Origin of the sequence: Hymenobacter sp. AT01-02 (genome assembly GCF_000961955.2) — a bacterium.
Lineage (GTDB): Bacteria > Bacteroidota > Bacteroidia > Cytophagales > Hymenobacteraceae > Hymenobacter > Hymenobacter mucosus.
Genome location: NZ_JZIR02000006.1, coordinates 1 through 26,246 on the forward strand (window position 1 = coordinate 1; position 26,246 = coordinate 26,246).

22 protein-coding genes and 3 pseudogenes are annotated in these 26,246 nt (G+C 57.0%); 22 read left to right on the plus strand and 3 right to left on the minus strand.

The window, feature by feature from the left end; genetic code table 11:
• Positions 1 to 512: RICIN domain-containing protein (locus VI25_RS28755; RefSeq protein ID WP_236704850.1), on the minus strand; the 512-nt coding region annotated here is incomplete at its 3' end.
• Positions 513 to 587: 75 nt separating this feature from the next.
• Positions 588 to 1,405 (minus strand): annotated as a pseudogene (locus VI25_RS28760) (family 43 glycosylhydrolase); the annotation flags it as partial.
• A gap of 448 nt (positions 1,406 to 1,853) precedes the next feature.
• Between VI25_RS28760 and VI25_RS02400 the strand changes: the two are divergent.
• From VI25_RS02400 to VI25_RS02445, 12 genes and pseudogenes are all read left to right on the plus strand, one after another.
• Positions 1,854 to 3,020 (plus strand): glycoside hydrolase family 172 protein, encoded by a 1,167-nt coding sequence (locus VI25_RS02400; RefSeq protein WP_045688707.1) that lies wholly within the window; start codon positions 1,854 to 1,856, stop codon positions 3,018 to 3,020.
• 48 nt (positions 3,021 to 3,068) lie between these two features.
• Positions 3,069 to 5,578: pseudogene (locus tag VI25_RS02405) on the plus strand (glutaminase domain-containing protein).
• A gap of 191 nt (positions 5,579 to 5,769) precedes the next feature.
• Positions 5,770 to 6,837 (plus strand): glycoside hydrolase family 43 protein, encoded by a 1,068-nt coding sequence (locus VI25_RS02410; RefSeq protein ID WP_045688708.1) that lies wholly within the window; start codon positions 5,770 to 5,772, stop codon positions 6,835 to 6,837.
• A 149-nt stretch (positions 6,838 to 6,986) separates the two neighbouring features.
• Entirely contained in the window at positions 6,987 to 7,190 is a 204-nt protein-coding gene (locus VI25_RS23835; RefSeq protein WP_161806859.1) for a LacI family DNA-binding transcriptional regulator, read from the plus strand.
• Positions 7,145 to 8,020: a LacI family DNA-binding transcriptional regulator gene (locus tag VI25_RS02420; RefSeq protein WP_152981463.1), complete on the plus strand. Its 876-nt coding sequence runs from the start codon at positions 7,145 to 7,147 to the stop codon at positions 8,018 to 8,020. The genes VI25_RS23835 and VI25_RS02420 overlap by 46 nt, the downstream gene beginning before the upstream one ends.
• A 140-nt stretch (positions 8,021 to 8,160) precedes the next feature.
• The gene (locus VI25_RS28195; protein ID WP_316934236.1) at positions 8,161 to 8,457 is read left to right on the plus strand and encodes an MFS transporter; all 297 of its coding nucleotides are present in this window, start codon (positions 8,161 to 8,163) and stop codon (positions 8,455 to 8,457) included.
• A gap of 14 nt (positions 8,458 to 8,471) precedes the next feature.
• On the plus strand, positions 8,472 to 9,002 hold the full coding sequence (locus tag VI25_RS28200) for an MFS transporter (RefSeq protein ID WP_316934237.1): 531 nt from the start codon (positions 8,472 to 8,474) through the stop codon (positions 9,000 to 9,002).
• Positions 9,003 to 9,228: 226 nt separating this feature from the next.
• Complete coding sequence (locus VI25_RS28205; RefSeq protein WP_316934238.1) at positions 9,229 to 9,384, plus strand: hypothetical protein; 156 nt, start codon at positions 9,229 to 9,231, stop codon at positions 9,382 to 9,384.
• Positions 9,385 to 9,438: 54 nt separating this feature from the next.
• Positions 9,439 to 9,873, plus strand: a complete 435-nt coding sequence (locus tag VI25_RS02430; protein ID WP_045688709.1) for a hypothetical protein — start codon at positions 9,439 to 9,441, stop codon at positions 9,871 to 9,873.
• Positions 9,873 to 10,568, plus strand: a complete 696-nt coding sequence (locus tag VI25_RS02435; protein WP_052695230.1) for an SCO family protein — start codon at positions 9,873 to 9,875, stop codon at positions 10,566 to 10,568. Before VI25_RS02430 ends, VI25_RS02435 begins: the two co-directional genes overlap by 1 nt.
• Positions 10,565 to 11,002, plus strand: a complete 438-nt coding sequence (locus VI25_RS02440; protein WP_082455367.1) for a c-type cytochrome — start codon at positions 10,565 to 10,567, stop codon at positions 11,000 to 11,002. Before VI25_RS02435 ends, VI25_RS02440 begins: the two co-directional genes overlap by 4 nt.
• 152 nt (positions 11,003 to 11,154) lie before the next feature.
• Positions 11,155 to 12,147, plus strand: coding sequence for an enhanced serine sensitivity protein SseB C-terminal domain-containing protein (locus VI25_RS02445; RefSeq protein WP_045688710.1), 993 nt, complete (start codon positions 11,155 to 11,157; stop codon positions 12,145 to 12,147).
• 92 nt (positions 12,148 to 12,239) lie between these two features.
• Here VI25_RS02445 and VI25_RS02450 read toward each other — a convergent pair whose 3' ends face one another.
• Positions 12,240 to 12,764, minus strand: coding sequence for a DUF2062 domain-containing protein (locus tag VI25_RS02450; RefSeq protein WP_161806860.1), 525 nt, complete (start codon positions 12,762 to 12,764; stop codon positions 12,240 to 12,242).
• A 98-nt stretch (positions 12,765 to 12,862) separates the two neighbouring features.
• On the opposite strand from VI25_RS02450, the gene VI25_RS02455 reads away from it, so the two are divergent.
• From VI25_RS02455 to VI25_RS02495, 10 genes and pseudogenes are all read left to right on the plus strand, one after another.
• A complete protein-coding gene (locus tag VI25_RS02455; RefSeq protein ID WP_052695232.1) occupies positions 12,863 to 13,804 on the plus strand; it encodes a YihY/virulence factor BrkB family protein in 942 nt (313 codons plus the stop codon).
• 153 nt (positions 13,805 to 13,957) lie between these two features.
• The gene (locus VI25_RS02460) at positions 13,958 to 15,352 is read left to right on the plus strand and encodes a DEAD/DEAH box helicase (protein ID WP_045688711.1); all 1,395 of its coding nucleotides are present in this window, start codon (positions 13,958 to 13,960) and stop codon (positions 15,350 to 15,352) included.
• A gap of 101 nt (positions 15,353 to 15,453) precedes the next feature.
• Entirely contained in the window at positions 15,454 to 15,792 is a 339-nt protein-coding gene (locus tag VI25_RS02465; RefSeq protein ID WP_045688712.1) for a low molecular weight protein tyrosine phosphatase family protein, read from the plus strand.
• A 114-nt stretch (positions 15,793 to 15,906) separates the two neighbouring features.
• Complete coding sequence (locus VI25_RS02470; RefSeq protein ID WP_045688713.1) at positions 15,907 to 16,503, plus strand: RNA polymerase sigma-70 factor; 597 nt, start codon at positions 15,907 to 15,909, stop codon at positions 16,501 to 16,503.
• A 257-nt stretch (positions 16,504 to 16,760) separates the two neighbouring features.
• Positions 16,761 to 17,786 carry a FecR family protein gene (locus tag VI25_RS02475; RefSeq protein ID WP_052695005.1) on the plus strand — a complete coding sequence of 342 codons (1,026 nt, stop codon included), beginning with the start codon at positions 16,761 to 16,763 and terminating at the stop codon, positions 17,784 to 17,786.
• Between the two features lie 55 nt (positions 17,787 to 17,841).
• Positions 17,842 to 21,258: a SusC/RagA family TonB-linked outer membrane protein gene (locus tag VI25_RS02480; protein WP_052695004.1), complete on the plus strand. Its 3,417-nt coding sequence runs from the start codon at positions 17,842 to 17,844 to the stop codon at positions 21,256 to 21,258.
• A 19-nt stretch (positions 21,259 to 21,277) separates the two neighbouring features.
• The gene (locus tag VI25_RS02485) at positions 21,278 to 22,759 is read left to right on the plus strand and encodes a RagB/SusD family nutrient uptake outer membrane protein (protein WP_045687455.1); all 1,482 of its coding nucleotides are present in this window, start codon (positions 21,278 to 21,280) and stop codon (positions 22,757 to 22,759) included.
• A gap of 541 nt (positions 22,760 to 23,300) precedes the next feature.
• Positions 23,301 to 23,828, plus strand: coding sequence for an MFS transporter (locus VI25_RS26355; RefSeq protein WP_236704842.1), 528 nt, complete (start codon positions 23,301 to 23,303; stop codon positions 23,826 to 23,828).
• Positions 23,829 to 23,848: 20 nt separating this feature from the next.
• Complete coding sequence (gene gluP, locus VI25_RS26360) at positions 23,849 to 24,565, plus strand: glucose/galactose MFS transporter (RefSeq protein WP_236704843.1); 717 nt, start codon at positions 23,849 to 23,851, stop codon at positions 24,563 to 24,565.
• Between the two features lie 108 nt (positions 24,566 to 24,673).
• A pseudogene (locus VI25_RS02495) lies at positions 24,674 to 26,109 on the plus strand (glycoside hydrolase family 30 protein).
• Positions 26,110 to 26,246 lie beyond the last annotated feature (137 nt).

Below are 26,246 nucleotides of genomic sequence, written 5' to 3' on the forward strand. Positions count from 1 at the left end.
GTTCCCCCGAATACGATATCCAAGTTAGTCAACGTCAATTTCCAACGTTGTGCATCATTGCCATTATCGGTGTACTGGGCCACATTGGCGCCGGGGCTGGGGCTATTAGCAGCCACGTCCAAGCATTGGTTGGTGCCCTTGTGCGTGAGCTTGTAAAACCCGCCATCTACGGCCTCCATGCGCCAGCGCTGGGCGTCGTTGCCATTGTCGGTGTACTGCTGCACGTTGGCGTTAGGACTGACGCTGTTGCCTGCTACGTCCAAGCACTGGCTGGTACCGCGGTGGGTGAGTTTATAGTATCCATCCGCCTGCAAAGTCACTACCCAACGCTGGGCGTCAGTGCCGTTATCGGTGTACTGCTGCACGTTGGCACCGGCCGCAGAACTATTGTCTGCTACTTCTAGGCATTGATTAGTGCCCTTATGCGTGAGCTTGTACGTCCCTCCCGATACCAAATTATTGATTGGGCAGGTACCGCCGGGCACGCGCGGAGCCACCCCGTAATTGGTCATATTCACCTTTTGGATAGCGCCATCGGCGGCGAAGTACAGCCGGTCGATGGCCACGTAGCGGGTCGAGAAGTTGTTGTTTTGGTAGCGGTGGTAGGTAATGTAGTACTCGTCGCAGCCGGCAATTTTGGTAATGGAATGGTGACCCGCTCCCTGGTTCTGCGCATCCGACGACAGCACTGACCCGCGGTAAGTCCAGGGGCCCAGCGGCGACGTGCTGGTGGCATACTGTACGTTGTAGCTAGCATTGGTCCAGGAGCCGTTCGAGTAAGTCATGTAATAGGTGCCGTTGCGCTTCACGATATACGGCCCTTCGGTATAGTTCTGGGGCGTGATGTCGCGCGGAGCATCCGGCGTGAAGCTGACCATGTCGGGGTTCAGTTTGCGGGCTACCAGCCGGCTACCGTTTGACCCTCCGTAGTAGATGTAGGCCTGCCCATCGTCATCCACAAACACGTGGGGGTCAATGATGTCGACGGTGTAGGGGTCGGAGCCGATGAGAGCTCGCCCCAAGTCCGTGAACGGGCCAATAGGACTGTTACCTACGGCCACCCCAATTTTCACTTCGGCTGAGTAGTAGAAATAGTATTTGCCGTTGCGGGCTACCACGGAGGGCGCCCAGCCGTTGTAATCTGCCCAGGCGCATTGGGGCCCACGTCAAAAATTACGCCCTCATCACGCCAGCTAGTGAGGTCAGCAGAAGAGAAAGCGTGAAAATCTTGGCCGCCGGTACCCTCGTTGCTCGTGGGGTAGATGTAATAGCGTCCATTAAAATAATTCATTTCCGGATCGGCGTGGTAGCCTGCCAGGACGGGGTTAGTACTGGTTTGAGCGCCAACTGGCCGGGCCAGAAGCAGCACAAAGATCAATCGAAAAAATAGTAAGTACTTTCTCATGGTGGGATGGGATATGGGGGACGGGCAAATAGAACTAAAACAACAAGCCAGTGACTTAAAACTAGCTCTACCTAATACGTTTCTACCACCTATGCAATCGTTTGCAATTGTGTAAGCAGTTGGTACCAGGAATATTTTCTCAGAGAGAAAATCAGCGACATAAGCCGGTGTATGCAAACAAAGTATATAACTATTTCCACATTTGAAAAGCAGGATTTCAAGTGTGGTTCTAGATTCATCACGCTCTAGGTTAGCAAATCTAAGGCAACGAAGCAGCGCTTACCCTATGCAAAGTACCTACTACTAGCACGGAACTCAGAAATACTAGAACGGGAGTAACGCTGCAAGCTAACTTTACAGGATTACTTATGCAAACGTTTGCATTTTTCTCTGCATCTTGGCCCACGCATTCCCGCACTCGATCCGTCCCACCTACCGCCCACCCGTTATGCCGCTGCTCGTACGCACCTTGTGTTTACTGGTCTTACTGGGCTTACCGTGTCTCAGCCACGCCCAACGAACTACCTTTAATGGGCTAGGTTCCGACTTGAGCAACCTCTACCGCCTCTCCGACGCCAAGACCCGCTCTATCAGCCCGGAAAATTTCACTGGAGCCAAAGGCCAGGGCGGGCGGGCTACTACGGGCACGGGCCAGAACGCTTCCCGCGACCTAGGCCTGGGCTGGAAGGTGAGCCCAAGCATCATCATCAAAGCTGGCCAAACCGCCGTGGTGGCCGAAATCGACGGGTCTGGTGCCATTCAGCACATCTGGCTCACCCCAACCGGCATTTGGCGCTTTGCCATTCTGCGCATGTATTGGGACGATGAGAAGACCCCCTCGGTAGAAGTACCAGTAGGCGACTTCTTCGGGCAGGGCTGGGGCGAAACGGCGTTGCTCAACTCCATTCCCGTGACGGTAAATCCGGGCAGCGCCTTCAACTGCTACTGGCAGATGCCTTTCCGCAAGAAGTGCCGCATTACGCTGGAGAATATTGATGAGAAGGACATGTTTCTGTACTACCAAGTAGACTATACGCTGACGGAGGTGCCCAATGATGCCGCGTACTTTCACGCTCAGTTTCGGCGCCAAAACCCAACCAAATACAAGGTACCTTATACTATTCTGGACGGGGTGAAGGGCCGAGGGCAATACGTGGGCACCTATATCGCCTGGGGTGTAAACAGCAACGACTGGTGGGGTGAGGGCGAAATCAAGTTTTTCCTGGATGGCGATGGGCAGTTTCCTACCATCAACGGCACGGGTACCGAGGACTACTTCCTGGGCTCCTACAATTTCGAGGACAAAAAGACCCGCCAATACCAGGAATACTCTACGCCCTACGCGGGCCTGCACCAGGTTATTCGGCCCGATGGCCTCTACCGCGCCAACCAGCGCTTTGGCATGTACCGCTGGCACATTCCGGACCCCATTCGCTTCGCTTCCGATTTGCGGGTAACTATTCAAGCCCTGGGCTGGCGCTACAACGGCCGCTACCTCCCTTTGCAGGACGACGTAGCTTCCGTAGCCTATTGGTACCAGACCGAGCCCCATGCTCCCTTTCCGGCCCTGCCTTCCAAAGATGACCTAGAAGTAAATCTGGGCCCGGCCCGCTAACCGGGTATTCCTTTCCCTCGCTCTTTTCATCCCCCCCTTTCACTCCGCATGCGTTTCTCTCCTTTCCGCATTGGCTGGTTGCGGCTAGCTGGCCTGAGCACGACGGCCCTGCTGGCTTGTACTGCTGTAGTAAGCGAAGCCCAACAACTGCGCCCACCGGCCTACCCCCTCGTCACCCACGACCCCTACTTTAGCCTTTGGTCGTTTCAGGATACGCTAGCCGCGGCGCCCACCCGCCACTGGACCGGTGAACCACAGGCCCTGGAAGGCGTAGTACGCGTAGATGGCAAAGCCTACCAGTTGCTGGGGCGCACCGCCCCGGAGTACCGCGCTATCATTCCCACGGTTCAGGAAAAGCCCTATACGGCCCAGTACGTCACCACCGCCCCGGCGGCGGGCTGGGAAAAGCCCAATTTTGCGGGCGCCAGTAGCTGGAAGACCGGCGCTGCTCCCTTCACCGATAACAAAACCCTGCAAGGCACGGCGTGGTCGGAAGGTGATATTTGGGTGCGCCGTACCGTAACAGTAGCTGGCCCGCTCCCCAAGGGCAAACTTGCCTTGCAGCTTTGGCACGACGATGATGTGGAGGTGTACCTCAACGGCATTCTGCTCACGAGACAGAAAAACTACAACGGCTCCTACGAATACTTCGCCCTTTCGGAGGCGGCCCGGGGGGCGTTGCGCCAGGGTGAAAACCTGCTGGCCATGCACTGCACCAGCCCCCAGGGGGGCGAACACCTGGATGCGGGATTATACGAGGAATTGCCCCAGCCCTACCTGCCCGCGGCGCGCCAAACCGGCGCAACCGTTACGGCCACCCAAACTACCTATTCCTTCGAGGCAGGCCCAGTACGGCTCACGCTGAACTTTCTTTCGCCGCTGCTGCTCGATGAGCTAGAAACGGTAGCCCGCCCCGTCAGCTACGTAACCCTGACGGCCACCCCCACCGATGGCCGCGCCCACGCCGTGCAAATGCTGCTTACCGAAGCGGGTACAATGGCTAGCAATACCCCTTACCAAGCCGTAACCACCCAGGCGGGACGCACCACCACGCTGGGCTGGCAGGCAGTAGGTACCACGGCCCAACCCGTACTAGGCAAGGCCGGCGACAACGTGCGCATCGACTGGGGCCAAGCCTACTTGGCTGCTCCCGGCGCCACCCGCCTCACAACCGGCCTAGCTCCCGACCTGAAGACGGCCTTCCTGAAAACGGGCACCTTACCTGCTGCTACCAAACCCACCAGCGGCCCCGCCCAGCGCGTGGCCTTAGGCGCAGTATTAGACCTCGGCACCGCTAGTAAAGCCGTGGAGCGCCACCTGCTACTCGGCTACGACGACCAATACGCCGTGCAGTATTTCGGGCAGAACCTACGGGGCTGGTGGCGCCGTGCCCCCGGCATGACCATGGAAAAAACCCTGCTGGCGGCTGAGGCCGACTATTCCCGCCTGCGCCAGAAATGCACCGCCTTCGACAAAAGCCTGTATGCCGAAGCTCTGGCCGCCGGAGGGAAGCAATACGCCGACCTGTGTCAACTAGCCTACCGCCAGGCCATTGCCGCTCATAAAATTGTGGCCGGCCCCAAAGGCGAAGTGCTGTTCTTATCGAAGGAAAACTTCAGCAACGGCTCCATTGGCACCGTTGATGTCACGTATCCATCGGCGCCCCTGTTTTTGCGCTACAACAACGAGTTGGCCAAGGGCCTGCTGCGCTTCATCTTCGATTACAGTGAATCGGGGCGCTGGAAAAAAGACTTCCCGGCTCACGACGTGGGCACCTACCCCTTAGCCAACGGCCAAACCTACGGGGAAGACATGCCCGTGGAGGAGGCCGGCAACATGCTCATCCTGACCGCCGCTGTGGTGAAAGTAGATGGCAAGCCCGATTTTGCCCGTCAGCACTGGCCCACGCTCACCAAATGGGTAGGCTTTCTGAAGCGGGACGGTTCGACCCCGCCAACCAGCTCAGCACCGACGATTTTGCCGGCCACTTAGCCCGCAACACCAACCTCTCGGTGAAGGCCATCATGGGTATTGCCAGCTATGGGCAGCTAGCGCGGCAACTCGGCGACGAAAAAACGGCTACCGAATACCTAGCGCTAGCTCGCGACATGGCCCGGCGCTGGCAAACCATGGCCCAGGATGGAAACCACTATGCTCTCACGTTCGACAAACCCGCCGGCTCTTGGAGCCAGAAGTACAACTTGGTATGGGACAAGCTACTGGGGCTTAATGTCTTTCCCCCAGAAGTGGTGCGCCAGGAGATGGCCTTCTACCTCAACCATCAGCAGCGCTATGGCCTGCCCTTAGACAGCCGTCGCACCTATACCAAATCTGACTGGATAATCTGGACGGCCACGCTAGCCGACAACCCGGCCGACTTCCAGGCTCTAGTGAATCCCGTTTGGCAATTCGCCAACGACTCACCCAGCCGCGTACCCCTTACCGACTGGCACGAAACCACCGACGCCCGCCAGTCGGGGTTTCAAGCTCGCTCAGTGGTAGGCGGCTATTTCATCAAGATGCTGGATGCCCACTTGGCAAAGCAGCCCAAGCCGTAAGCTGTCACCACAACCCGAAAAGACAGTCTTGCTAAGCACAGCCAGAGCAGCTCTACCGCTTCCTTGCACTGTCACTGGAAAGCTAACAGTAGAATCATTGCCGCTCAGCACTGCCATCCCCTACCTAGTATCCCAGGCGTGGCCCATTCGCCCCAGACCTCGCCTATCTTCTCGTCAACTCTCCCATCACCATGCCTTCTCGTCGTCATTTTTTGCAGCAGGCCACTGCGGGGCTTGCCTCCCTTGCCCTCCTTAACCAAGCCGCCTGCGCTGCCGCCCGCACCTACACCAACCCAGTATACGCCGGCCAGTTTCCCGACCCGTTTGTGCTGCGCCACCAAGGCCGCTATTATGCCTTCGGCACCACCGGCCAGGGCCGCACCACCGATGGCCGTATCTTTACTGTGCTCACCTCCAGCAACCTAGTAGACTGGAAACCGGCTGGCGGAGCCCTAACGCCTCCTGCCGGCGCCGAAGGAGCCGATTTCTGGGCTCCGGAAGTGGTATACCACGATGGCACATTTTACATGTACTACTCTATGGGTGGCGGTGCCATTGGAGCCAGCGTGGGCCACCGCCTGCACGTGGCTACCAGCAAAACGCCCCAGGGGCCCTACCAACAAGTAGCCCTGATGGATGTACCTGCCAGCAAGTTTACCATTGATGCCCATCCCTTCCAGGATACCGATGGGCAATGGTACCTGTTTTACGCCCGCGACTTCATTGACACCGACAACGGGTACCGCCCCGGAACCGGCCTTGTAGTGGACCGCCTCCTCGACATGACCCGGCTGGCAGGCGAAAGCCGCACGGTAATGCGGGCCCGCCACGACTGGACGGTATTTGAGAAGAACCGGACCATGCCCCTCTACGACAACAAAACCTTTGCGGAGTGGCATACGCTGGAAGGCCCCTTCGTGCGCAAACACGGCGGTAAGTACTACTGCTTTTACAGCGGGGCCAACTTCCTAACCCCGCGTTACGGCGTAGACTACTGCGTTGCGAACTCCATCTTAGGCCCCTACTCTGATGCTGGCGCGGAGAAAGGCCCCCGGGTATTGCACGCGGTAGCAGGCCATGTACGCGGCCCCGGCCACCACTCGCACGTACTCAGCCCCGATGGAAAAACTGAATACTTGGTGTACCACGCCTGGGATACTGGTATGAAAGAGCGGCAGTTGTGCATTGATAAGCTAGCCTGGACGGCCCAGGGCCCTCGCTGCCAAGGCCCTACCTACACGCCGCAGCCTCTCCCCTAAAGCCGCGGGTTGCATTTCGAGGTAGGGCGGCACCCTGGCTACTGTACCTGCCCCGCCCTACCTCGAAATCTATGCGTACGTTTGCGCAAATAGTTGCACACTATTTGCGCAAGCAGTTGTGCTCTCATGTTCTGCTAACCCCCACGAATTTGTCACGCAACAAAGCTTCCATTTCCGACCTGGCCCGCCAATTGGGCGTGTCCGTTTCTACCGTTTCGCGCGCCCTGAGCGATAAAGCCAGCATCAGCGACGCTACCAAGAAGAAGGTGTGGAAGCTAGCCAAAGAATTGCACTACCAGCCAATCATTTGGCCGCTGGATTGCGCAAGGGCCGCAGCAATTTGCTGGGGGTAATGGTGCCCCACATCGACGGGCACTTTTTTACGATGGTGGTGAAGGGCATTGAGACCGTGGCCTCCAAGGCGGGGTTCAACGTGATGATCTGCCAGTCGAATGAAGACGTGGCACACGAGCGCAAAAACATTGAAACCCTGCTCAGCGCCCAGGTAGAGGGCATTTTGGTGTCGCTGGCGCGCACCACGCGCGACTTCAAGCACTTTGAGAAAGTCCGCAAGCAAGAGATTCCGCTAGTATTTTTCGACCGGGTGCTGGACGGACTGGACGTAAGTGCCGTGGTGATTGATGACCGAGAAGGCGGCTACCAAGCTACCAAGCACTTAATTCAGCAAGGCTACCGTCGGATTGCCCACTTTGGCGGGCCCCAATACCTGAACATTTACAAGCACCGCCGCCAGGGCTACATTGATGCTCTGTTGGAGGCTGGCCTCCCGGTAGAGGAAGAACTGGTTTTCTACTGCGACATGACCCAGGAGGACGGCGTACGGGGCATGCAGCAGATGCTGGCCCTACGCCAGCGCCCCGACGCTGTATTCTCATCCAGCGACTTTTCCGTGGTGGGCGCCTTGCAGGAGCTGAAGCGCCACCATTTGCGCGTGCCCACCGATATAGCGTTGGTAGGCTTCAGCAACGAAACCTTTACCTCCCTCACCGAGCCCATGCTCACCTCCGTCGACCAGCGGTGCGAGCAGATGGGGCAGTCGGCGGTGCGCCTGTTTCTGGAAATGCGCGACGAGACAAGCAGCGCCTTTTCGCCCCGCCGCGTAGTGCTCCAGCCCGACTTACTTATCCGGGAATCGTCGCAGCGGCCCGGGCGGCGGCAGTAGCACTAGCTTGCGTCCTAGTGTTCAGTTGAGGTAGCTCGGCAGTAGGCCCGTCAGAAAAAATTTCTGCCTGGGTTTCCAACATTTCCCCGGCTACGGCTTGTAGGAGCTACGTCCACGCGGGCCGGAGCTACTTAACACGCATGACCAAACAGCGGTACTTCTTCCTCATTCTGATTCTCGGCTCCCTATCGGCGCTGGGTCCCTTCTCCATTGACATGTACTTGCCGGGCTTCCCGGCTATTGCAAAAGACTTGCATACCACGGTAGCCCGGGTGGCCTTATCGTTGTCTAGCTTCTTCGTAGGCGTCTCGGCAGGTCAGCTACTATACGGCCCCTTACTCGACCGTTTTGGCCGGAAAAAGCCCCTGTACGTGGGCCTTGTGCTGTACGTGGTAGCGTCGGCAGGCTGCTACCTGGCCCACAGCATCGACGCCTGATTGCCTTACGCCTGTTGCAAGCCCTGGGTAGCTGCGCTGCCACGGTGGCGGCAGTAGCCATGGTGCGCGACCTGTTTCCGGTGCAGGATAGCCCCAAGGTATTTTCCCTGCTGATGCTAGTCATTAGCGTGTCGCCCATGCTGGCACCCACGGTGGGCGGCTACTTAGTGGCGGGATTCGGCTGGCAGTCGGTGTTTGTGGCCCTGTTTGCCATGGGGGCGCTGCTGCTGGTAGCGGCCGTTTTCTGGCTTCCCGAAAGCTACGCGCCCGACCCTACCTATTCCCTGCATCCTCGCCCCATCCTGACTACGTTCTTCAGTGTGCTGCGAGAGCCCCAATTTTTCACCTACGCCCTCACCGGGGCCATGACCTTTGGCGGGCTACTGGCCTACGTATCGGGCTCTCCGCTGGTATTCATGGATATTTTCCGGGTGAGTGGCCAGGTATACGGCTGGATTTTCGCGGGCCTTTCCGTGGGCTTCATTGGGGCTAGCCAAGTGAACACGTGCTGCTACGCTTCTACCGCAGCGAGCAAATTGTGCTAGTTGCCATTGCCTGCCAATCGGTTATTGGGCTGGTATTTCTACTGGGCGCTAGCCAAGGGTGGTTCGGCGTAACGGGCACCATTGTCATGCTCTTCCTGTTTCTATGCTGTATGGGTCTGGCCAACCCCAATGCAGCGGCCCTGTCTATTGCTCCTTTCTCCAAAAATGCGGGTAGTGCGGCTGCACTCATGGGTGCCACCCAAATGGCCGTGGGCGCCTGGCTTCCTTGGGCGTCAGCCTGTTCAACACCAACACGGCTGTACCCATGGTGGCAATCATGGCTACCTCGGCCGTGCTGGCCCTGGGCATTCTGCTGCTGGGCCGCCGGCTTATCGGCACCACCCTCGTGTCTACCGATGGGCAAGCGATGCTGGTACACTAGCAATTCCTGTTGCGCTTCATGGGCGCATCACGCTTCGGGCCGTACCTTTGCGCCGTGAAAGTATCCCGCCTCCTTTTCCTGCCACTAGCAGCCGTGCTACTGGCCTCAACGCTACCAGGCTGCCTCTCCCTGCAAAGTGAAGAGCAAAAAGCCGAAGCGGCCGAAAAAGCGCTGCTAGCTCGCCACGACGAGCTAATGGCACAGATGGACCAAGTCTATGCGCTTCGCCAGCAGCTGCAAAAAACGCCCGGCGCCGACACCGTAGCGGCCGGCCGACACCGCCGCGCTCTGGTAGCGGCCAATGCGGGCATGCTAGACTGGATGCACCAGTATCGCAAACCGGCCGACTCCGTGACGGTAGACCGACGCCTCGCTTACTATGCCGCTCAGCAGCAGCGCATCGACTCCGTTGGGCACCTGTTTCGCACCAGTCTCGACTCGGCCCGCCGCCTGCTCGAAGCAGCTCCTTCCACTTCATCACCCCGCTAATGCGTATTACCCTTTCAGCCTCAACTTCCCTGCGCACCCTGGCTCTCGGCGCCTTGCTGGCGGCCGGCAGCTTGGTTCCTTTTGCCTGTTCTTCCAAGAAAGCGGAGGAGGCAGAGCGCCTGCCTATTCTGGGCATCAGGCACTCAGAGCCTACTTCTCCTACGGATACCCTCCCGGACCCAGTTCCGAACTTTCAGCTAACCAACCAGATGGGACAGCCCATCAATAACCAAACCTTCGCGGGAAAGGTCTACGTTACCGACTTCTTCTTCACTACCTGCCCAAGCATCTGCCCCAAGATGCAAAGCGAGATGCTGCGCGTGTATAAAGCCTTTGAGGGCAACCCCAACGTGCTCTTTCTAAGCCACACCATCGACCCAGGCCACGACTCTATCTCGGTGCTGCGCGACTACGCCGAGCGGTTGGGCATCAAGGACGCGTCGCGCTGGCATTTTGCCACGGCCCCGCAAGACACCGTTTTTCACCTCGCTCACGCTTACATGTCGGGAGCCCAGATAGACAAGCAGGCGGCGGGTGGCTACTCGCACGATGGCGCCTTTGCCCTGATTGACTCGCACCGCCGCGTGCGGGGCGTATATGATGGCATGGTGAAAGAGCAAGTTGACCGCCTAATTGCCGACTTGCCGAAGCTGCTGCGCGAAGAGCAAACCCAGCAAAACGTAGCCGCTAAATGAACCGCTGGCCGCTGCTTCTGGGGCGTAGCGTAGTAGCAGCCGTGGCCTGCGTAGGCGTTGGGCTGGGGCTGAGTGGCTGCTTCACGGAGCGCCGCAACGAAGGCGCCCAGCTCTACGCCACCCACTGCGCTAGCTGCCACGGCGACCAGGGGCAGGGCCTTGAGCGCCTCATTCCGCCCGTAGCTGGCGCCGACTATATCGCCCAGCACCGCGCCGAGCTGCCCTGCCTAATTCGGAAAGGCCAAAAAGGTCCGCTCGTGGTCAACGGAGTAGATTACAACCAGGTCATGCCTGGTCACGACGACCTGACGGACTCCCAGATCACCAACCTGCTCAACTTTGTGCAGCAGAACTGGGGCAATAAAAATAAGTCCTACACTATCCGGGAAGCCTCCGAGCTGCTGCAAAGCTGCAATGGCTCCGACGGGCAGTAGCTGCTCCTGAGCGGGCGACAAACTCAGGTGGTGCGGCAACATTCTGGCCCTGCCGCCTGGGTTTTCTTATGAGTATGGTAGATCTGCAGTCATCAGGCTATGCATCTTCCGGCAAACCTTTTTAGCTTGCACCTTCATCTGTATGTTTTGTTATGGGTCTGTTTGACTTCCTGAAAAAGAAACCCGAGGACGCTGCCGCGGCCCCTGCTCCTACCCCTACTCCCGCCCCCGCAGTTTCTTCTGCCACTCCTACCCCTGCCGCTGCGGCGCCTACTACCGACGACAAGTCGAGCGGTCCGCGCTACAAGGGCTCCAATTACCAAATGCCAGCGCCTCCCGCGCCGGCACCCGTGCCGCCACTGCCTCAGTCGCCGCCCATCCCCATGCCCCCGCAGCCCGATTTCTCGGCTTTCCAGCCCCAGAACATCCTGGAACAACTGCTGCTCCAAGCTGCTACCGAGCCCCAGTTCCGTAGCCCTTTCTACCAGGCCTTGCTAGGCGAAGAGGTGGTAGTAGTAATGGCCCCCAAGGAGGATATGGAGCCCGGCGAAATCACTCCTACCGAAGGTATGGAGATTCAGCTGCAAGTGCTCAACGACGGTAAAATTCCGGTGTTCACGGCCGTGGAGCGTATCTTTGATAGTGGAGCCGTGCCCGAGGGTAGCGTAACATACATGCGCCTGCGCGGCCATGATTTCTTTACCATGGTGCAAGGCGCTGAGTGCGCGCTGAACCCCTTCTCCCAAGCTGGCAAGCTGCTAGCCGCCGATGAAATCAATGCGCTGCTGGCAGGCCAGTTGTTTGATGCTCCTGCTCCCCAAGACATGCAGGTGGCCCTCAACCAGCCCGCTGAGGAACCCGTAGCCCTGAAAGAGGGTCTACGCACCTACGCCGCTGGCAATTCGCATATCCAGGCTATCTACCTAGCGGAGATGCAGATGCAGCAAAACCCGGCGGAGCGCCGTTTGTTGCTGGCCTTCCACACGGAGGAACAAGACCCAGCTTTCCTGCAAGAGCTTGGCCCCATCATTCAGGGCAACATTGGTGAAGCCCAGTTTGTGGACCTAATGCTGATTGATCCCAACTCGGAGGAGCCTCTTATTCAGTATCTTCTTTCTACTGAGCCCGTGTACCAGCGCGCCTAGCCCTGGCACGTTGCAGCTGCACACGTAGTACAAAAAGCCTCCGCACTTACCAAGGGTGTGGGGGCTTTTGCATGGTAGAGCAAGCCGTATCGTTATTCATCCTGGGGTAGCGCCGCCTTCCGAGCCATCACCCGGCTCAGGATGGGGCGCAGCACGAAGTACAGAGCCACCCCCACCGGTACGGCTACCACGGCCCATACCGCTAACCCGCCTACGATGGCCTGCCAGAGCAGACGCACGGCACCCATACCATCGTGGGCAAATAAGTAGCGGAGCTTCTCTAACGACAACTGTGGCTCAGCACTGCCCCCCCACAGGCGGGCACCCAGCTGCATTAATGGAATAATCAGCAGCAGCTGCACCGGGCTCCACAGGTGCGCAATTAGCAGAGTGGCCGCCACATTCAGGCGCAGCCGCACGGCGGTAGCCGTGGCGAGCAGGGTAGTAATCCCTAGCACGGGTACTACTCCAAACGCCGAGCCAAGCACAATAGTGAGAGCCAGCTGGTGCGGGGTTAGCCCTTGGCGCAGCAGGCCCCGCAGTGGGTCAACTATCCGGCGGCGGAACCAGTTGGGCGAGGGTGCAGAAACGGGCGGGGGCACGGGCGGTTGAGACACGGAAGCAGGAAAGTAAGGGCAAGGGTAGCCAGTATACCGGTGCGGGGTAGTACCTTCGTAACGCCCCGGTGCTGCACCGCAGGTAGTACGTGCCCCCGATGACAAAAGTACACGAGTCGGCCCACCCCCGCCGTACCGTCTGGACGGAATTGCTAATTCTTCTGCGCCGCGCGGCCCGCGAGTTTGGGGCCAATGACCCGCTACGGCTGGGTGCGGCTACGGCGTTCTTCACCACGTTTGCGCTGCCTCCCATCGTCATCATTTTCGTGCAGGTGCTGGGGGTACTCTATACCCAAACGGCGGTGCGCGGGCGGCTGCTTACCAAGCTTTCTGACTTGCTGGGCGCTCCGGCAGCGGGTTTGGTAGAGCAGATTTTGCAAAATGTGACCAATGTGCAGCGTAGCCGCTTAGTTACCTGGCTGGGCTTTGTGTTCCTGCTCTTTATTGCCACCACGCTGTTTGGGGTCATTCAAAATTCTCTGAACCAGCTCTGGCAGATTCGGCCCCGGCGCAGCACCGGCCGCTTTGCCAAGCTGCTGAAGGAACGTACTCGCTCCTTGGGGGTACTGCTAGCCACGGCGGTTCTGTCCATGTTTGCCTTTCTCTCGGACGCCGCTCTGGCTTTCCTGGCCGACTACGTGCGCGACTTTGATGCGACGTTTGGCTTTTACTTGTTTCGTGTCATCAACCAAATCATGTCGTTGCTGATTCTGGCCGCCTGGTTTGGGGTTACGTTTCGCAACCTTAGTAGTGCTAAGGTACCCCGCCCTGCCGTGCTACGCGGGGCCCTCCTCACGGCCGTACTAATCGATTTGGGTGAAAACGTGCTGGGGCTTCTGCTGGTACCCCGCAACCTGGGGCCTATTTACGGTCCGGCTTCCAGCATTGTACTAGTGCTGCTGTTTGTATTTTACTCGGCCATGATTTTCTACTTCGGTGCCTGCTTTACCAAAGCCTATGCACACTTTGTGGGCATGGACATCCGGCCCAAGAAATCAGCAGTACGCTACCGGCTGGTTGATATTGAAGAAGAGCACTAGGGGCTGGGCCGCGCACAACGCTTTACGATACCACTACTGGCCCTGCATAAACGGCGGCTCCGTGCGGAGCGGGCGCTACCACGGTTACCTCCTACGGGCGCGGCGTGGTCTGCTCCCACATTACCGCTACCTTTGTGGGAAATACACCGCGTTATGACTTCGACTGCTGTTACCTTCACCTCTCTGGGCCTAGCCCCTGAACTCCTGCAAGCCCTGGATGAGCTGCAATTTGCCGCTCCTACCCCCGTGCAAGAGCAGGTAATCCCAATGGCACTGGCCGGACAGGATGTGGTAGGTCAGGCACCCACTGGCTCGGGCAAAACGGCCGCCTATGGCCTGTCCGTGCTGCACCAAGTGGACGTGAAGCTCGATGCCATGCAGATTCTGGTACTGGTACCAGCCCGCGAACTAGCCCTGCAGGTGCGCGACGCCCTCAAGAAGCTAGGCAAATTCCTACCCAACCTGCGCGTGGCAGCTTTCTATGGTGGTCACGCCTTCCGCGACGAGGCGGCCTCTCTCCAGCAGGCTCCTCACATTGTAGTGGCCACTCCCGGCCGCTTGCTCGACCACTTTGAGCGCCGCACCATCATTCCCAATCAGCTAAAAGTGCTGATTTTGGACGAGGCAGATAAGCTGTTGGAATTGGGCTTTCAGGACGAGTTGGTTGAAATTGTAAAGCGCCTGCCCCGTCGTCGCCAAACACTGCTCTTCTCGGCTACGATGTCAGACAAAGTGGTGGAACTGATACGGAAAAACCTGACTCGCCCCCGCGTGGTTAACGCTGGCGAAGATACCGATGAGCTACCCGAAAACCTGACGCTATTGGGCCACACGGGCCCGGTGGAGAAGAAACCCGCCGCGTTGCTTCACATCCTGCAGAAGCCTGAAACTGGCCGCGCCCTTATTTTCTGCAACACGCGGGAGCGGTGTACCGAACTGGCCCGCTTCCTGCAGGGCCGCGGAGTAGCCGCCGAAGTGCTGCACGGCAAAATGCCCCAGCCAGAGCGCGACAAATCTCTTATGAAGCTGCGCAACGGCTCTAGCCAAGTACTAGTAGCTACCGACGTAGCCGCGCGCGGCATCGACGTAACGGAACTCGATACGGTGGTGCAATACGATGTACCTGACAAAGCTGATGCTTTTCAGCACCGGGCCGGCCGCACCGCCCGCGCCGGGGCCGAAGGTACTGCCCACATCCTAGCCACGGAGAAAGAGCAGGCGCTAGTGAAGAAGTGGCCCGTAGCAGCGGGCATTCAGTGGAAGGCGATGCACGCCCCCAAGCTTCCTCCCGCCGCGCCCAAGGCTCCTCGCCCCGAGAACGTAACCCTACACGTATCGGCAGGACGCAAGGACAAGGTCAGCGCCCACGATTTGGTGGGTACGTTTGTGGCCCACGGCGGCTTAGAGCGCGAGGCCGTTGGTCACATTGAGGTATTCGACCACTACAGCTACGTAGCCGTACCGCGCCCTCAGGCTCAAGAAGTGGCCCAGCGTGTAACAGGAGCCAAAATTAAGGGTCGCAAGGTGCGCGTGTCCTTGGTAGAATAGAGGTGCTCTGTGCACCACTGCTATAAGCAGCCGGTTGTGTGGCACCTGTCATTGGCGGGGCTACCCAGTCGGCTGCTTAGCATTTACCCCTAGTAATACTTATGCAATCTACCCAGCAACTTCTGTTCATCTGTAGCCAGAACCGCTGGCGCAGTCTCACGGCCGAGCGCCTGTTCGACGGCCATGCCCACTACGTAGCCCGCTCGGCAGGTACAGAGCCTGGAGCACGGGTGCGCGTTACGGCGGGCCATTTAGGCTGGGCCGATGTCGTATTTGTAATGGAGCGCAAGCATGCCGACATCTTGCGGCAAAAGTATGGCTCGGAGCTAGCCGGTAAGGCTGTGGTTACGTTGCGGATTCCCGATAAATTTCAATTTCTTGATCATGTCTTAGTAGAATTGCTACGGGAAAGGCTACGAGAACATCTGCCTTTGCTTTAGAGGCATCGTCCTGCCAGTAGTAGGCACTTGGTTCTGGTGCTACAGCCAATTGGTTTCTAACTCTGTACTTAGCCAAAAACCGTATATTTAGTTCTTATTCTAAGTTCTCCGCCGTTGCAAGTTGCCCGGGACCATTCTTCTGAGCTAGACTGGCTGCACCGCCTTAAACAAGACGATAGCCGGGCATTCGATGCCCTTTTTCGGCAGTACAGCAGCCGGGTGTATCGCTTTGCCTACGGCTACTTAAAGTCGGGCCCGGAGGCGGAGGAGATTGTACAGGAGTGTTTCCTGAAAATCTGGGAAAAGCGCTATGACCTGCGCGAGGACGTACCCCTGAAAGGCTACCTGTTTACGGTGGCTCACCATGCCATTCTGAACCAGTTGCGCCACGCTCGGCACCAGCTAGTATACCAGGAGTATGCAATGCTGGCAGGTCGCCCTACTGCCCAAGGCACGGAAACCGACGTGGCCTTTGCTGAGTTGGAAACGCTGTACCTATCGGCGCTAGATAAGCTACCGCCTAAGCGGCGGCACATTTTCACGCTCAGTCGGCAGCAGGGACTTTCGTACGCAGAAATAGCCCAGGAGCTAAACATCTCAGTAAAGACGGTAGAGACCCAAATGGCCCAGGCCTTACATTTCCTGCGCCAGTATTTCCAGACCCACGGCACGCTCTTAGTTGTAGTTCCCCTACTTCTTTTGGTACTCTGACGAAGTAGTACCCTCTTGCTCACCTGGACTACGTCTAGTTTATTGGCGTTTCCTGAAATCTACCGGTGAGAGCAGACCAGCAAGCTAAGATAGGCCGTTAGTAATTGCTCACCGCAAAAATATTTTGCTTTTAAAAGGGCTCTAGGCACACGCCAGAGCCCTTTTTTCATTTTTCCGCCACTTTTTTTCATTCCCCAATCAGGGTAGCCGGCGAGTAGAGTGTATTACTCACCAGCTGCTCTACTCAGCCACTGTTCATGTCGCTGCCTGCTATTGATAAAAACACGTTTACTCGCTACCTAAACAACGAAGTAACTCCCGCAGAAGCTGCGGCGGTACAGAGTTGGCTCCTGACGCCTGCTAATCAGTTGGTGGCAGAATACTGGATGCGCGAACATTGGGATACGCTGGACCACGCTCCCGCGCCCACAGCCCTACCAGAACCCAACTACGAAGCCCTGTTACAACGCCTGCATCAGCAGTTGGGCTTCGAGGACGAAGAAGCTTCAGCCGAGCCGCTTCGTGGTGGCTTCCGGTGGCGCAACTGGGCTGCTGCCGCAGCTACGGTGGCTACATTAGCGGGTGGCGCTCTGTGGTGGCAGCAGGCCCACCTTTCTCCTGCTCCGGCGGCTGAATACGCAACCCCCTACGGCCAGACCCGCACCATACACTTACCTGATGGCTCGGTGGTGACCTTAAACGCGCACTCTACAATGCGTTATACTGCCCCATCGTCGCAGGAACAGCCGCGGGAGGTATGGCTGGATGGAGAGGCCTATTTCTCCGTGCATCACCAGCCTAACAACCAACGGTTTATTGTGCATACTTCGGCCGGCCTGCAGGTGGAAGTGCTAGGCACCAAGTTTACGGTGTACCGCCGCCATGAGCAGGCGCGCGTGGTACTCCTCTCGGGCAAGGTGCGGGTAGACTTTGCTGACCAGCGGCCCGACGTGCTAATGAAACCGGGCGAACTGGTAGAAACCTACGATGCCACCCCCACCAAGCTAGTGCACAAACCCGTGCAGCCCGACACCTACTCGGCCTGGAAAGACGACCGGCTGGTGCTGAACGAGACCACCATGGAGGAGCTAGCCACCCGCCTCCACGATACTTATGGCCTGGAAGTAGAGGTTGCCACACCCGAGTTGCGCCAGCGCCGCATGACGGGCACGGTGCCCGTGGCAGACCTTACAATTCTACTAGCTGCGCTAGAAGAAACCTTCCACTTGAAAGCTGAGCGCCAAGAAAACCGCCTGATCCTTTCTGCTTCACCAACCCGCTAGCTGGTTTCCCACCGTGCTACCCCGGGTTTCACACTTTTTCCCACCAACCCTAACCATGGACAACACCCCTACCCGTTTGGGCGGCGGCTTGGCTTGCACTACGGCCCTATCGGCTGCAGTGCTCCTGCTGCCGGCACCTGCTGCTTCCGCACAACTCCTAGCCGTCAATGCCGTCGCTCATCAGTCTACTACTACCTCCCCAGTAGAATCGGTACTGCTGAAAGACTTACTGGGCCGCTGGGAAGCCGAATACGGCGTAACTATCTTCTATGAAAGCGACCTAGTAGGTAGCAAACGCGTGCTGCCCCAAACGGGCGCGGCGCTGCTCGATCAGAAGCTCACGCAAGTATTGCCCCAGGCAGAGTTAACGTTCAAGAAGCTGCGCCCAAACTATTACGTGCTAATGGGGCAGGCTACCGCTAGTCCGCGGGCCGCAGCCGGCACCCAAGCCCTGGCCGACGTTACCGTTTCGGGCCGCGTAACCTCGGGTGGCGAAGGCCTGCCAGGCGTAACGGTAGTAGTGAAGGGCACCACCATTGGTACGTCTACGGCGGGTGATGGCACCTTCTCCCTCAATGTACCAGAGGGCAGCACGCTCGTGTTCAGCTCCATCGGCTTCCAAAGCCGCGAGGTTCCCGTCACAGGCGCAACAAGTGGCCTAACTGTTAACCTGGAGACGGATGCTAAAGCGCTCAGTGAAGTAGTCGTTGTAGGCTACGGCACCTTATCTCGCCAGGAGGTAACTACCTCAGTAGCTTCGGTAAAGTCAGAACAAATTGAGCGGCAGAGAGTAGCTGGCTTTGACCAAGCTCTACAGGGTCAGGCAACTGGTGTTCAGGTAGTTGCTCCTTCCGGTGCTCCCGGTGCAGGTATCAACATTCAAATCCGTGGCAACAGCTCCATTACAGGTGGCAACTCGCCTCTCTACGTCATTGATGGCGTACCTGTACTGCCCACCTACGACCGAGAGCTGAGTGTAGGCAACCAGAAGCCTAACCCCCTCAATGCTCTTAACCCAGCCGATATTGAGTCGATTGATATCCTGAAGGATGGTGCTGCTGCTGCTATTTATGGGGTCCGGGCAGCAAATGGCGTAGTAGTTATCACCACGAAGCGAGGCCGTACGGGCAAGCCTCAAGTGGGTTTCAATGCCTACTACGGAGTTCAGCAGATTCGAAAGAAACTGGACGTGCTGAACGCGCGCCAGTTTGCAGAATACTATAATGAGTCGCAAATCAACGGAGGCGCTGCTCCTGGCTATCCTGACCTAAATGATCTGCCCCCGTACGATACAAATTGGCAGGACGAAGTGTACCGCTCGGCTGCTATTCAGAACTACCAGTTGAACATCAGTGGCGGCACCGACAAAACCCATTACTATGTGGGAGGCGGCTACTTCAAGCAGGATGGCATCATCCAAAACTCGGGCTTTGACCGCTTTAACTTCAAACTAAACTTTGATCAGCAGGCAGGCACCAAATTGAGAGTTGGTACCAATGTGAATATGAGTCGCACCAACACCAACGGTAGCGTGCGTAGCGAACTGGGCCTTGGTAACTCCGGCACAGTACTTGGCACACTGGCTCAGATTCCAACTATTCCGGTGCGGGATGCCAATGGTGCGTATGGTCTCAACCCATTCTCACTGTCCGACAACCCCGTTGGCAACCTGCTGGAAACCAGTAACAAGGCGCTTATCTACCAAGTGATTGGCAACTTGTATGGCGAATATGACATTCTCAAGAACCTAAAATTCCGGTCATCGTTAGGTCTCGATTTCCGCACACAGCTGGAAAACGAGTTTATTACCCGCGACTACCCCGGCACTTCCCGCGCAGATGCTTCTACACGCGGAAGCGGCCGCACTGGTACCACTCAGCAGGCCATTTGGCTCTGGGAAAATACCGTGACCTACAACCCCTCACTAGGGGATAGGCACAACCTACAATTACTGGCGGGACAGTCGGTGCAAGAGTCCAACCGTTTCGCCTCGAACGCCTCCGTACGCGGATACGCATCGAACGCAGTTCCTTACCTATCGGGCGGCACGGAGCGTTTGGGCACGAGCAGCTACGAGGAAGAATGGGGTCTGACTAGCCTCTTTGCCCGAGCTATCTACAATTTCGACGAGCGTTACTTAGCCACGCTGAGCGTGCGTAGAGATGGTACTAGCCGCTTTGCCGATCATTTCGGGTACTTCCCGGCCGTAGCGTTGGGCTGGCGCATCTCCAAGGAAAGCTTCTTCCCTCAATCTGGTCCAGTTTCAGACTTGAAACTGAGAGGCAGCTTCGGTATCAACGGCAACCAGGAGTTAGGGTATACCTACCAAACGTTTAGCTCCTACAGTGTAGGGTCTAACTACACGGGTAGCGCCGGCACAATTCAGGGGGGTATTCGTCCTGACCGCATTGGTAACCGTGATTTGAAGTGGGAAACGTCAAATCAATACAATGTGGGCGTTGACTTTGGCCTGTTCAACGACAGGCTAACACTCAACGTTGACGCTTACCGCAAGCGCTCCAATGATCTGCTGCTGAGCGTACCCCTCCCGCAGAGCACAGGTGCACAAGTGCTCGATATCATTCAGAACGTTGGGTCGGTAGAAAATAAAGGTCTTGAGTTTGCGCTCAACACGGTCAACGTAGAAGGGCAGAATGGCGGATTCTCGTGGAATACCAACCTAAACCTGTCCATGAACCGCAACAAGGTGCTGGACCTAGGCACGCTCGCTAATGATCAAAACCAGCAGGTTTCGCGCACTATTATCAATGGTAGCAGCATAACCCAGGTAGGACAACCACTAGGGGTATTTTACGGCCATAAGGTGCAGGGAATTTTTCAGTCTGCGGATGAAATTGCAGCTGCTCCTGCGCAACCCGGCAACCCTCAGCCCGGCGACATTCGCTTCGTGGATGTGAATGGTGACAACAAGATCAACAACGACGACCGCACCATCATCGGCAATCCGAACCCAAAGGCTCAAGGCGGCGTCACCAACACCTTTGCTTTTAAGGGCATAGACCTGAGTGTGTTCTTCCAAGGCAGCTTTGGCAACGACATTTATAACGCCAACCGTCAGGCGCTGGAGTCGCTCACTGGCCCAGTAAACCAACTCACTACAGTGCTGGACCGCTGGACGCCGACCAACACTAATACGGACATTCCACGGGCTGTATTTAACGACCCTAATGGCAACGGACGCCTTTCTTCGCGCTGGATTGAGGATGGCAGCTATGTTCGCCTTAAAAACGTGACACTGGGTTATACACTACCCACAAGCCTAATTAATAAAGTGCGTGTTAGCAGCCTCCGCATCTACGTAAGCGGCCAGAATCTAATCACCTGGACCGACTACACTGGCTACGACCCCGAAGTAAGTGCTGACCCCTTCTCTTCCACTGGCTTCGGCCGTGATTTTGGCGTGTATCCTCAGTCCCGCACCTACACCATTGGCTTAAACGCTTCTTTCTAAGCCGAGCCTCTCTCATCCCATGAAAAAGATACTCATCCCCGTTTTTGCTCTTGCTCTGCTGAGCAGCTGCGACGTACTTGATAAACAACCGCTTCCTACTATTGCGCCCGAAAACTTCTTTCAGAGCGCCGATGATGCGGAGGCAGCCCTTACTGCAGCGTATGATGCTCTGCAAGCCACTGGCCTTTACAGCCAAGACCTAATTACTGTGGGCGAGATGCCCTCCGATAACTGCACTAGCACCAACGGCGACGTAACCACACTGGACCGCATTAACTGGACGCCTACGACGAGCCAAGTAGGCAACATCTGGCGCGACTCCTACCTGGGTATCAACCGGGCGAATGCCATTCTTAAGTACGTCCCAAACGTATCAATGCCAACCGAGCGTAAAAACCAGATTCTGGGGGAGGCTTATTTTCTACGCTCTCTGCACTATTACAACCTGGTAAGACTTTACGGTGCCGTACCGCTTCGCTTAGCCCCAACTGAAACTGGTGATCCATCGGTTATTGCCCTACCGCGCACTTCATCCGAAGCGGTGTACGCCCAGATTGTTGCTGATCTGAACACTGCCGATGGTTTAGCTCCTGCATCTAACCCCAATCGCATCACGAAAGGGGCGGTAAATGCTCTGCTAACCAAGGTACACCTGACGCAACGGCAGTGGGGAGAAGCCGTAACGGCTGCCAATAAGGTAATCAACAGTGGTACATATTCGTTGTTGCCTAGCTTCAAAGGTCTTTTCCCGGCCGAGAATAAGGCACCTGAGACTATTCTGGAAGTGCAGAACCAAGGCAATGCTGACGGCAACAACATTCTGCCTGACCTGATCTTGCCCTCGCCTCCGGCTACCTACTCCTTTCCTAAGTTCAATATTCCTACCGCGGAGCTACTCCAGTATGCCGATACGTCGTCGTTCTTAGCGGGTGGTGGGCGTAAACTCAATGCCGACAAACGTTGGACGTTAGTAGGTCGTACCAATGCCGGTCGGGACTATGCCAGCTTTGTATACAGCACTAACAGCAACGCAAACGACAATGGCCCCTTTGTATACAAGTGGCCCGGCGCTCCAAATGCGTTTAACAGCCCCGATAATACCTACATTTTGCGGTATGCCGACGTACTACTGATGTATGCAGAAGCTGCTAACGAGCAAAGCGGTCCTTCAGCTGATGTATTAGCAAAGCTAAACTTAATCCGTACCCGTGCCGGACTAGAAGCACTTACAACTACATCGCCGCAATACGCTAGTAAGAAGGCAATGCGCGATGAGATTGACCGCCAGCGTCGTTTGGAGCTAGCATTTGAAGGAGAGCGTTGGTATGACCTGCTCCGCTATGCCCGCCATAACCAAGCCGAACCCGGTGCTCACGCAGTAACTGCCCTGAACCTAATTCAACAGAATCTAAATCGGAGCGACGTTAACTACTTGCTGTTTCCTTTACCGCAAGCAGAAATTAACAACAACGCACAACTACAGCAAAACCCAGGCTACTAGACGGCCTACAGTACCGGCTTCCGGCTCCGAGCCATCGAAGCCGGAAGCCGTACTGTAGAGTACTTGAGCAGTTAAGGCGCAATTTTTCATTGTTTCTTATCTGCTTACCACATAGTGAGTGCACACTTATAGCGCTAACCCACCCTTTCAAAACCGCTGGTTGCACGTGTGCTGTAGGCGTATAAATAGGTAAAATCAGCCTAGAAACCGTGTTTTTACCGTTTGTTTTCTCTGTAGATGGGCGAATATATTTGGTGCGCTAGTCCTAACGACCTGCCCAAGCTGTACTACAATTCAGCCTACTGACGGGCGAAAACATTGTCTGGCTTAAGAGATAGTTTCTACTCGCAGGTGCTACTACTTCTCAACCTCATCACGAAGTAGCAGTGACGTAGTCTTACCTCATCCGTTTCGCTAGACTGGTGAGGCACCCCGGGGCCGGTTTGCTAATAGGGGAGCGGACCGGCCCTTCTGGGTTTCTGACGATCATGGCACCCATTTTTCCATTTCGTCACATTGTATCCCTCATTCCTTCCATTTCATGGCCGTTCCCATTTCTCAGTCTCCGCCTACTGCTTCTGCCTCTAGCGTAGGTGGCGAAACCCCACGCTACACCTCCGCCCTAGCTTCGCTCACGGTCTTGTTCTTCATGATGGGCTTTATCACCTGTTTGAACGACATCCTGATACCGTACTTGAAAGCCATTTTCAACCTGAGCTATACCCAGGCCAACCTCATCAACCTCTGCTTTTTCGGGGCCTACTTCGTGATGGGTATTCCGGCGGGCAAGCTAGTGCAGCGCATTGGGTATAAAGGTGGCATGCTCGTGGGCTTTCTGGTAGCCGCGCTTGGCGCCTTTCTGTTTTACCCGGCTGCCGAGAGCCGCGCGTATAGCCTATTCCTGGGGGCGCTGTTTGTGTTGGCTACGGGCGTTGTGCTGCTGCAGGTAGCCGGCAACCCCTACGTGGCTATTCTGGGGCCCGCCAAATCGGCGCCGGCCCGTCTCACGCTTACTCAGGCCTTTAACTCCTTGGGTACTACAGTGGCGCCCCTACTGGGCTCGGCCTGATTCTGTCTAATCTGCCCGACTTGGATACGCCGGCCTCCGCGGCAGCTATCGACGTGAAAGCCGTGCAGATTCCGTACCTCTGCATTGGGGCCGTGCTGATTGTGATTAGCATCCTGCTGGGCCTGCTCAAGCTACCCGTAATTGCGCACACTCAAAGCGAGGAAGACCCCAACCGCCGCGCCTGGCACTACCGCCACTTGGTATTCGGAGTGATTGGCATTTTCGCTTACGTGGGAGGTGAGGTAGCCATTGGCTCGCACATTGTGAGCTATTTGCACTTGCCGGATGTGATGGGCCTCTCCCCCAAGGTAGCCGGCGACAAGGTAGCCTACTACTGGGGCGGGGCCATGGTAGGACGCTTTCTGGGCGCTTACCTACTCAATAAGTTCAACCCGGGCCGACTGCTGGCTTTCAACTCCCTCGGAGCCGTTGTGCTGGTGCTGATTTCGGTAGTCTCCACCGGAGAAATAGCTATGTGGAGCCTGCTAGCCGTGGGGCTGATGAACTCTATCATGTTTGCGACCATCTTTACCCTGGCCGTTGCAGGCTTGGGTCGTCATACTGAAGAAGCATCGGGGCTGCTCAATGTAGGCATTGTGGGCGGTGCGCTTGTGCCCCTGCTTTTTGGGCTGGTGGCCGATGCTAGCACGCTCCGCTGGGCCTTTTTTCTACCGGTTTTATGCTACGCCTATATCATGTGGTACGGTCTGAAAGGCCATAAGCAAGCCGAAGCGTAAGCAGGTAGGCCCTGCTTCTTTTATAATTCACAACAAACTGACTCACAGCGGGCAGTACGCAGCATTAGGTGCGTACCGGCCCTTCCCTTGCTTTTCCTGTTGCTTCTCATGTCCTATCCTACTACTACTTGCGCCTTCGCATTGCTCCTGGCTCTGGGGGTAAGCGCTGGCTGCCAGCGGCTTCCCCAAGCTGGCTCTGCCTCCGCCCCGGCGAAGGGCACGGCTGCTTTCTGGCTTACCAACCCCGACAAGTCGGTGCTATTCCAAGCCCAAACAGCGCTGGCCTGGACTACGGCGGCTCCGGCGGCGGGCGCAGCTGTTATTGAAATAGATGAAAAGCAAGCTTCCAGACCATCGATGGCTTCGGGTACTGCCTGACTGGCGGTAGTGCGGAGCTGCTGCACGCCATGGCACCGGAGGCTCGCCAAGCTATTCTGAAGGAGCTATTTGCTACCGATGGCAACAACATTGGCGTGAGCTACCTGCGCCTAAGCATTGGCGCTTCTGACTTGGATGCTACGGTGTTCAGCTACGATGACTTACCTGCCGGGCAGACCGACCCGACGCTAGCCAAGTTCAGCCTGGCGCCCGATCAGGCGCACTTAATCCCGGTGCTTAAGGAAATCTTGGCCATCAATCCCAATATCAAAATCCTGGGCTCCCCCTGGTCGCCGCCTACTTGGATGAAAACCAACGGGAACTCCAAAGGCGGCTCGCTAAAGCCAGAGTTTTACGATGCCTACGCGCGCTACTTTGTGAAGTACATTGAGGGCATGAAGGCGGCGGGCATCCGCATTGACGCCATTACAGTGCAGAACGAGCCCCTCCACCCTGGCAACAACCCGAGCCTGCTTATGCTGCCGGAGCAGCAGGCCGAGTTTGTGAAGAAAAACTTGGGGCCCACCTTTAAAGCGGCAAAGCTGGACACGAAGATTATCGTGTACGACCACAACGCCGACCGCCCGGACTACCCCCTCACCATCCTCAACGACCCCGAAGCCAAGCAGTACGTGGATGGCTCGGCTTTCCACCTGTACGCTGGACCTATTGACGCCCTGAGCAAGGTGCATGATGCTCACCCCGACAAGAACGTGTACTTCACGGAGCAGTGGGTAGGCTCGAAAAGCAAGTTTGAGGAGAACTTCCCCTGGCACGTCCGCACCCTGCTGATCGGGGCTACCCGCAACTGGGCCCGCACCGTGCTGGAGTGGAACCTGGCCGCCGACCCCCAGCAAAACCCGCACACGCCGGGCGGCTGCACTGAGTGCCGCGGCGCTATTACTATAGACGGCAACCAGGTAACCCGGGAAGACGCCTACTACATCATTGCCCATGCGGCCAAGTTTGTGCGGCCCGGCTCGGTGCGCATTGCCTCTACCACCTCCAAGGATCTGCCCAACGTGGCCTTTAAGACGCCTAGCGGGCAGAAGGTAGTGGTGGTGCAAAACAACGCCAAAGCCCCCCAAACCTTCAACCTGCGCTACCAAGGCAAAACGCTCAGCACCACGCTCAACCCTGGTGCTGCCGGCACCTACGTGTGGTAGCACGTTGCTATCCGCCGCCTACTCCTGACCTAGTAGGCGGCGGGTTTCTCTAACCTGAATACCTCCTTTCTCTCCGCTACTAGCAAGAGCAAGGAGCCGCGCCCTACGCGGAGCCACCTACTCCGCTTCTTACTGAC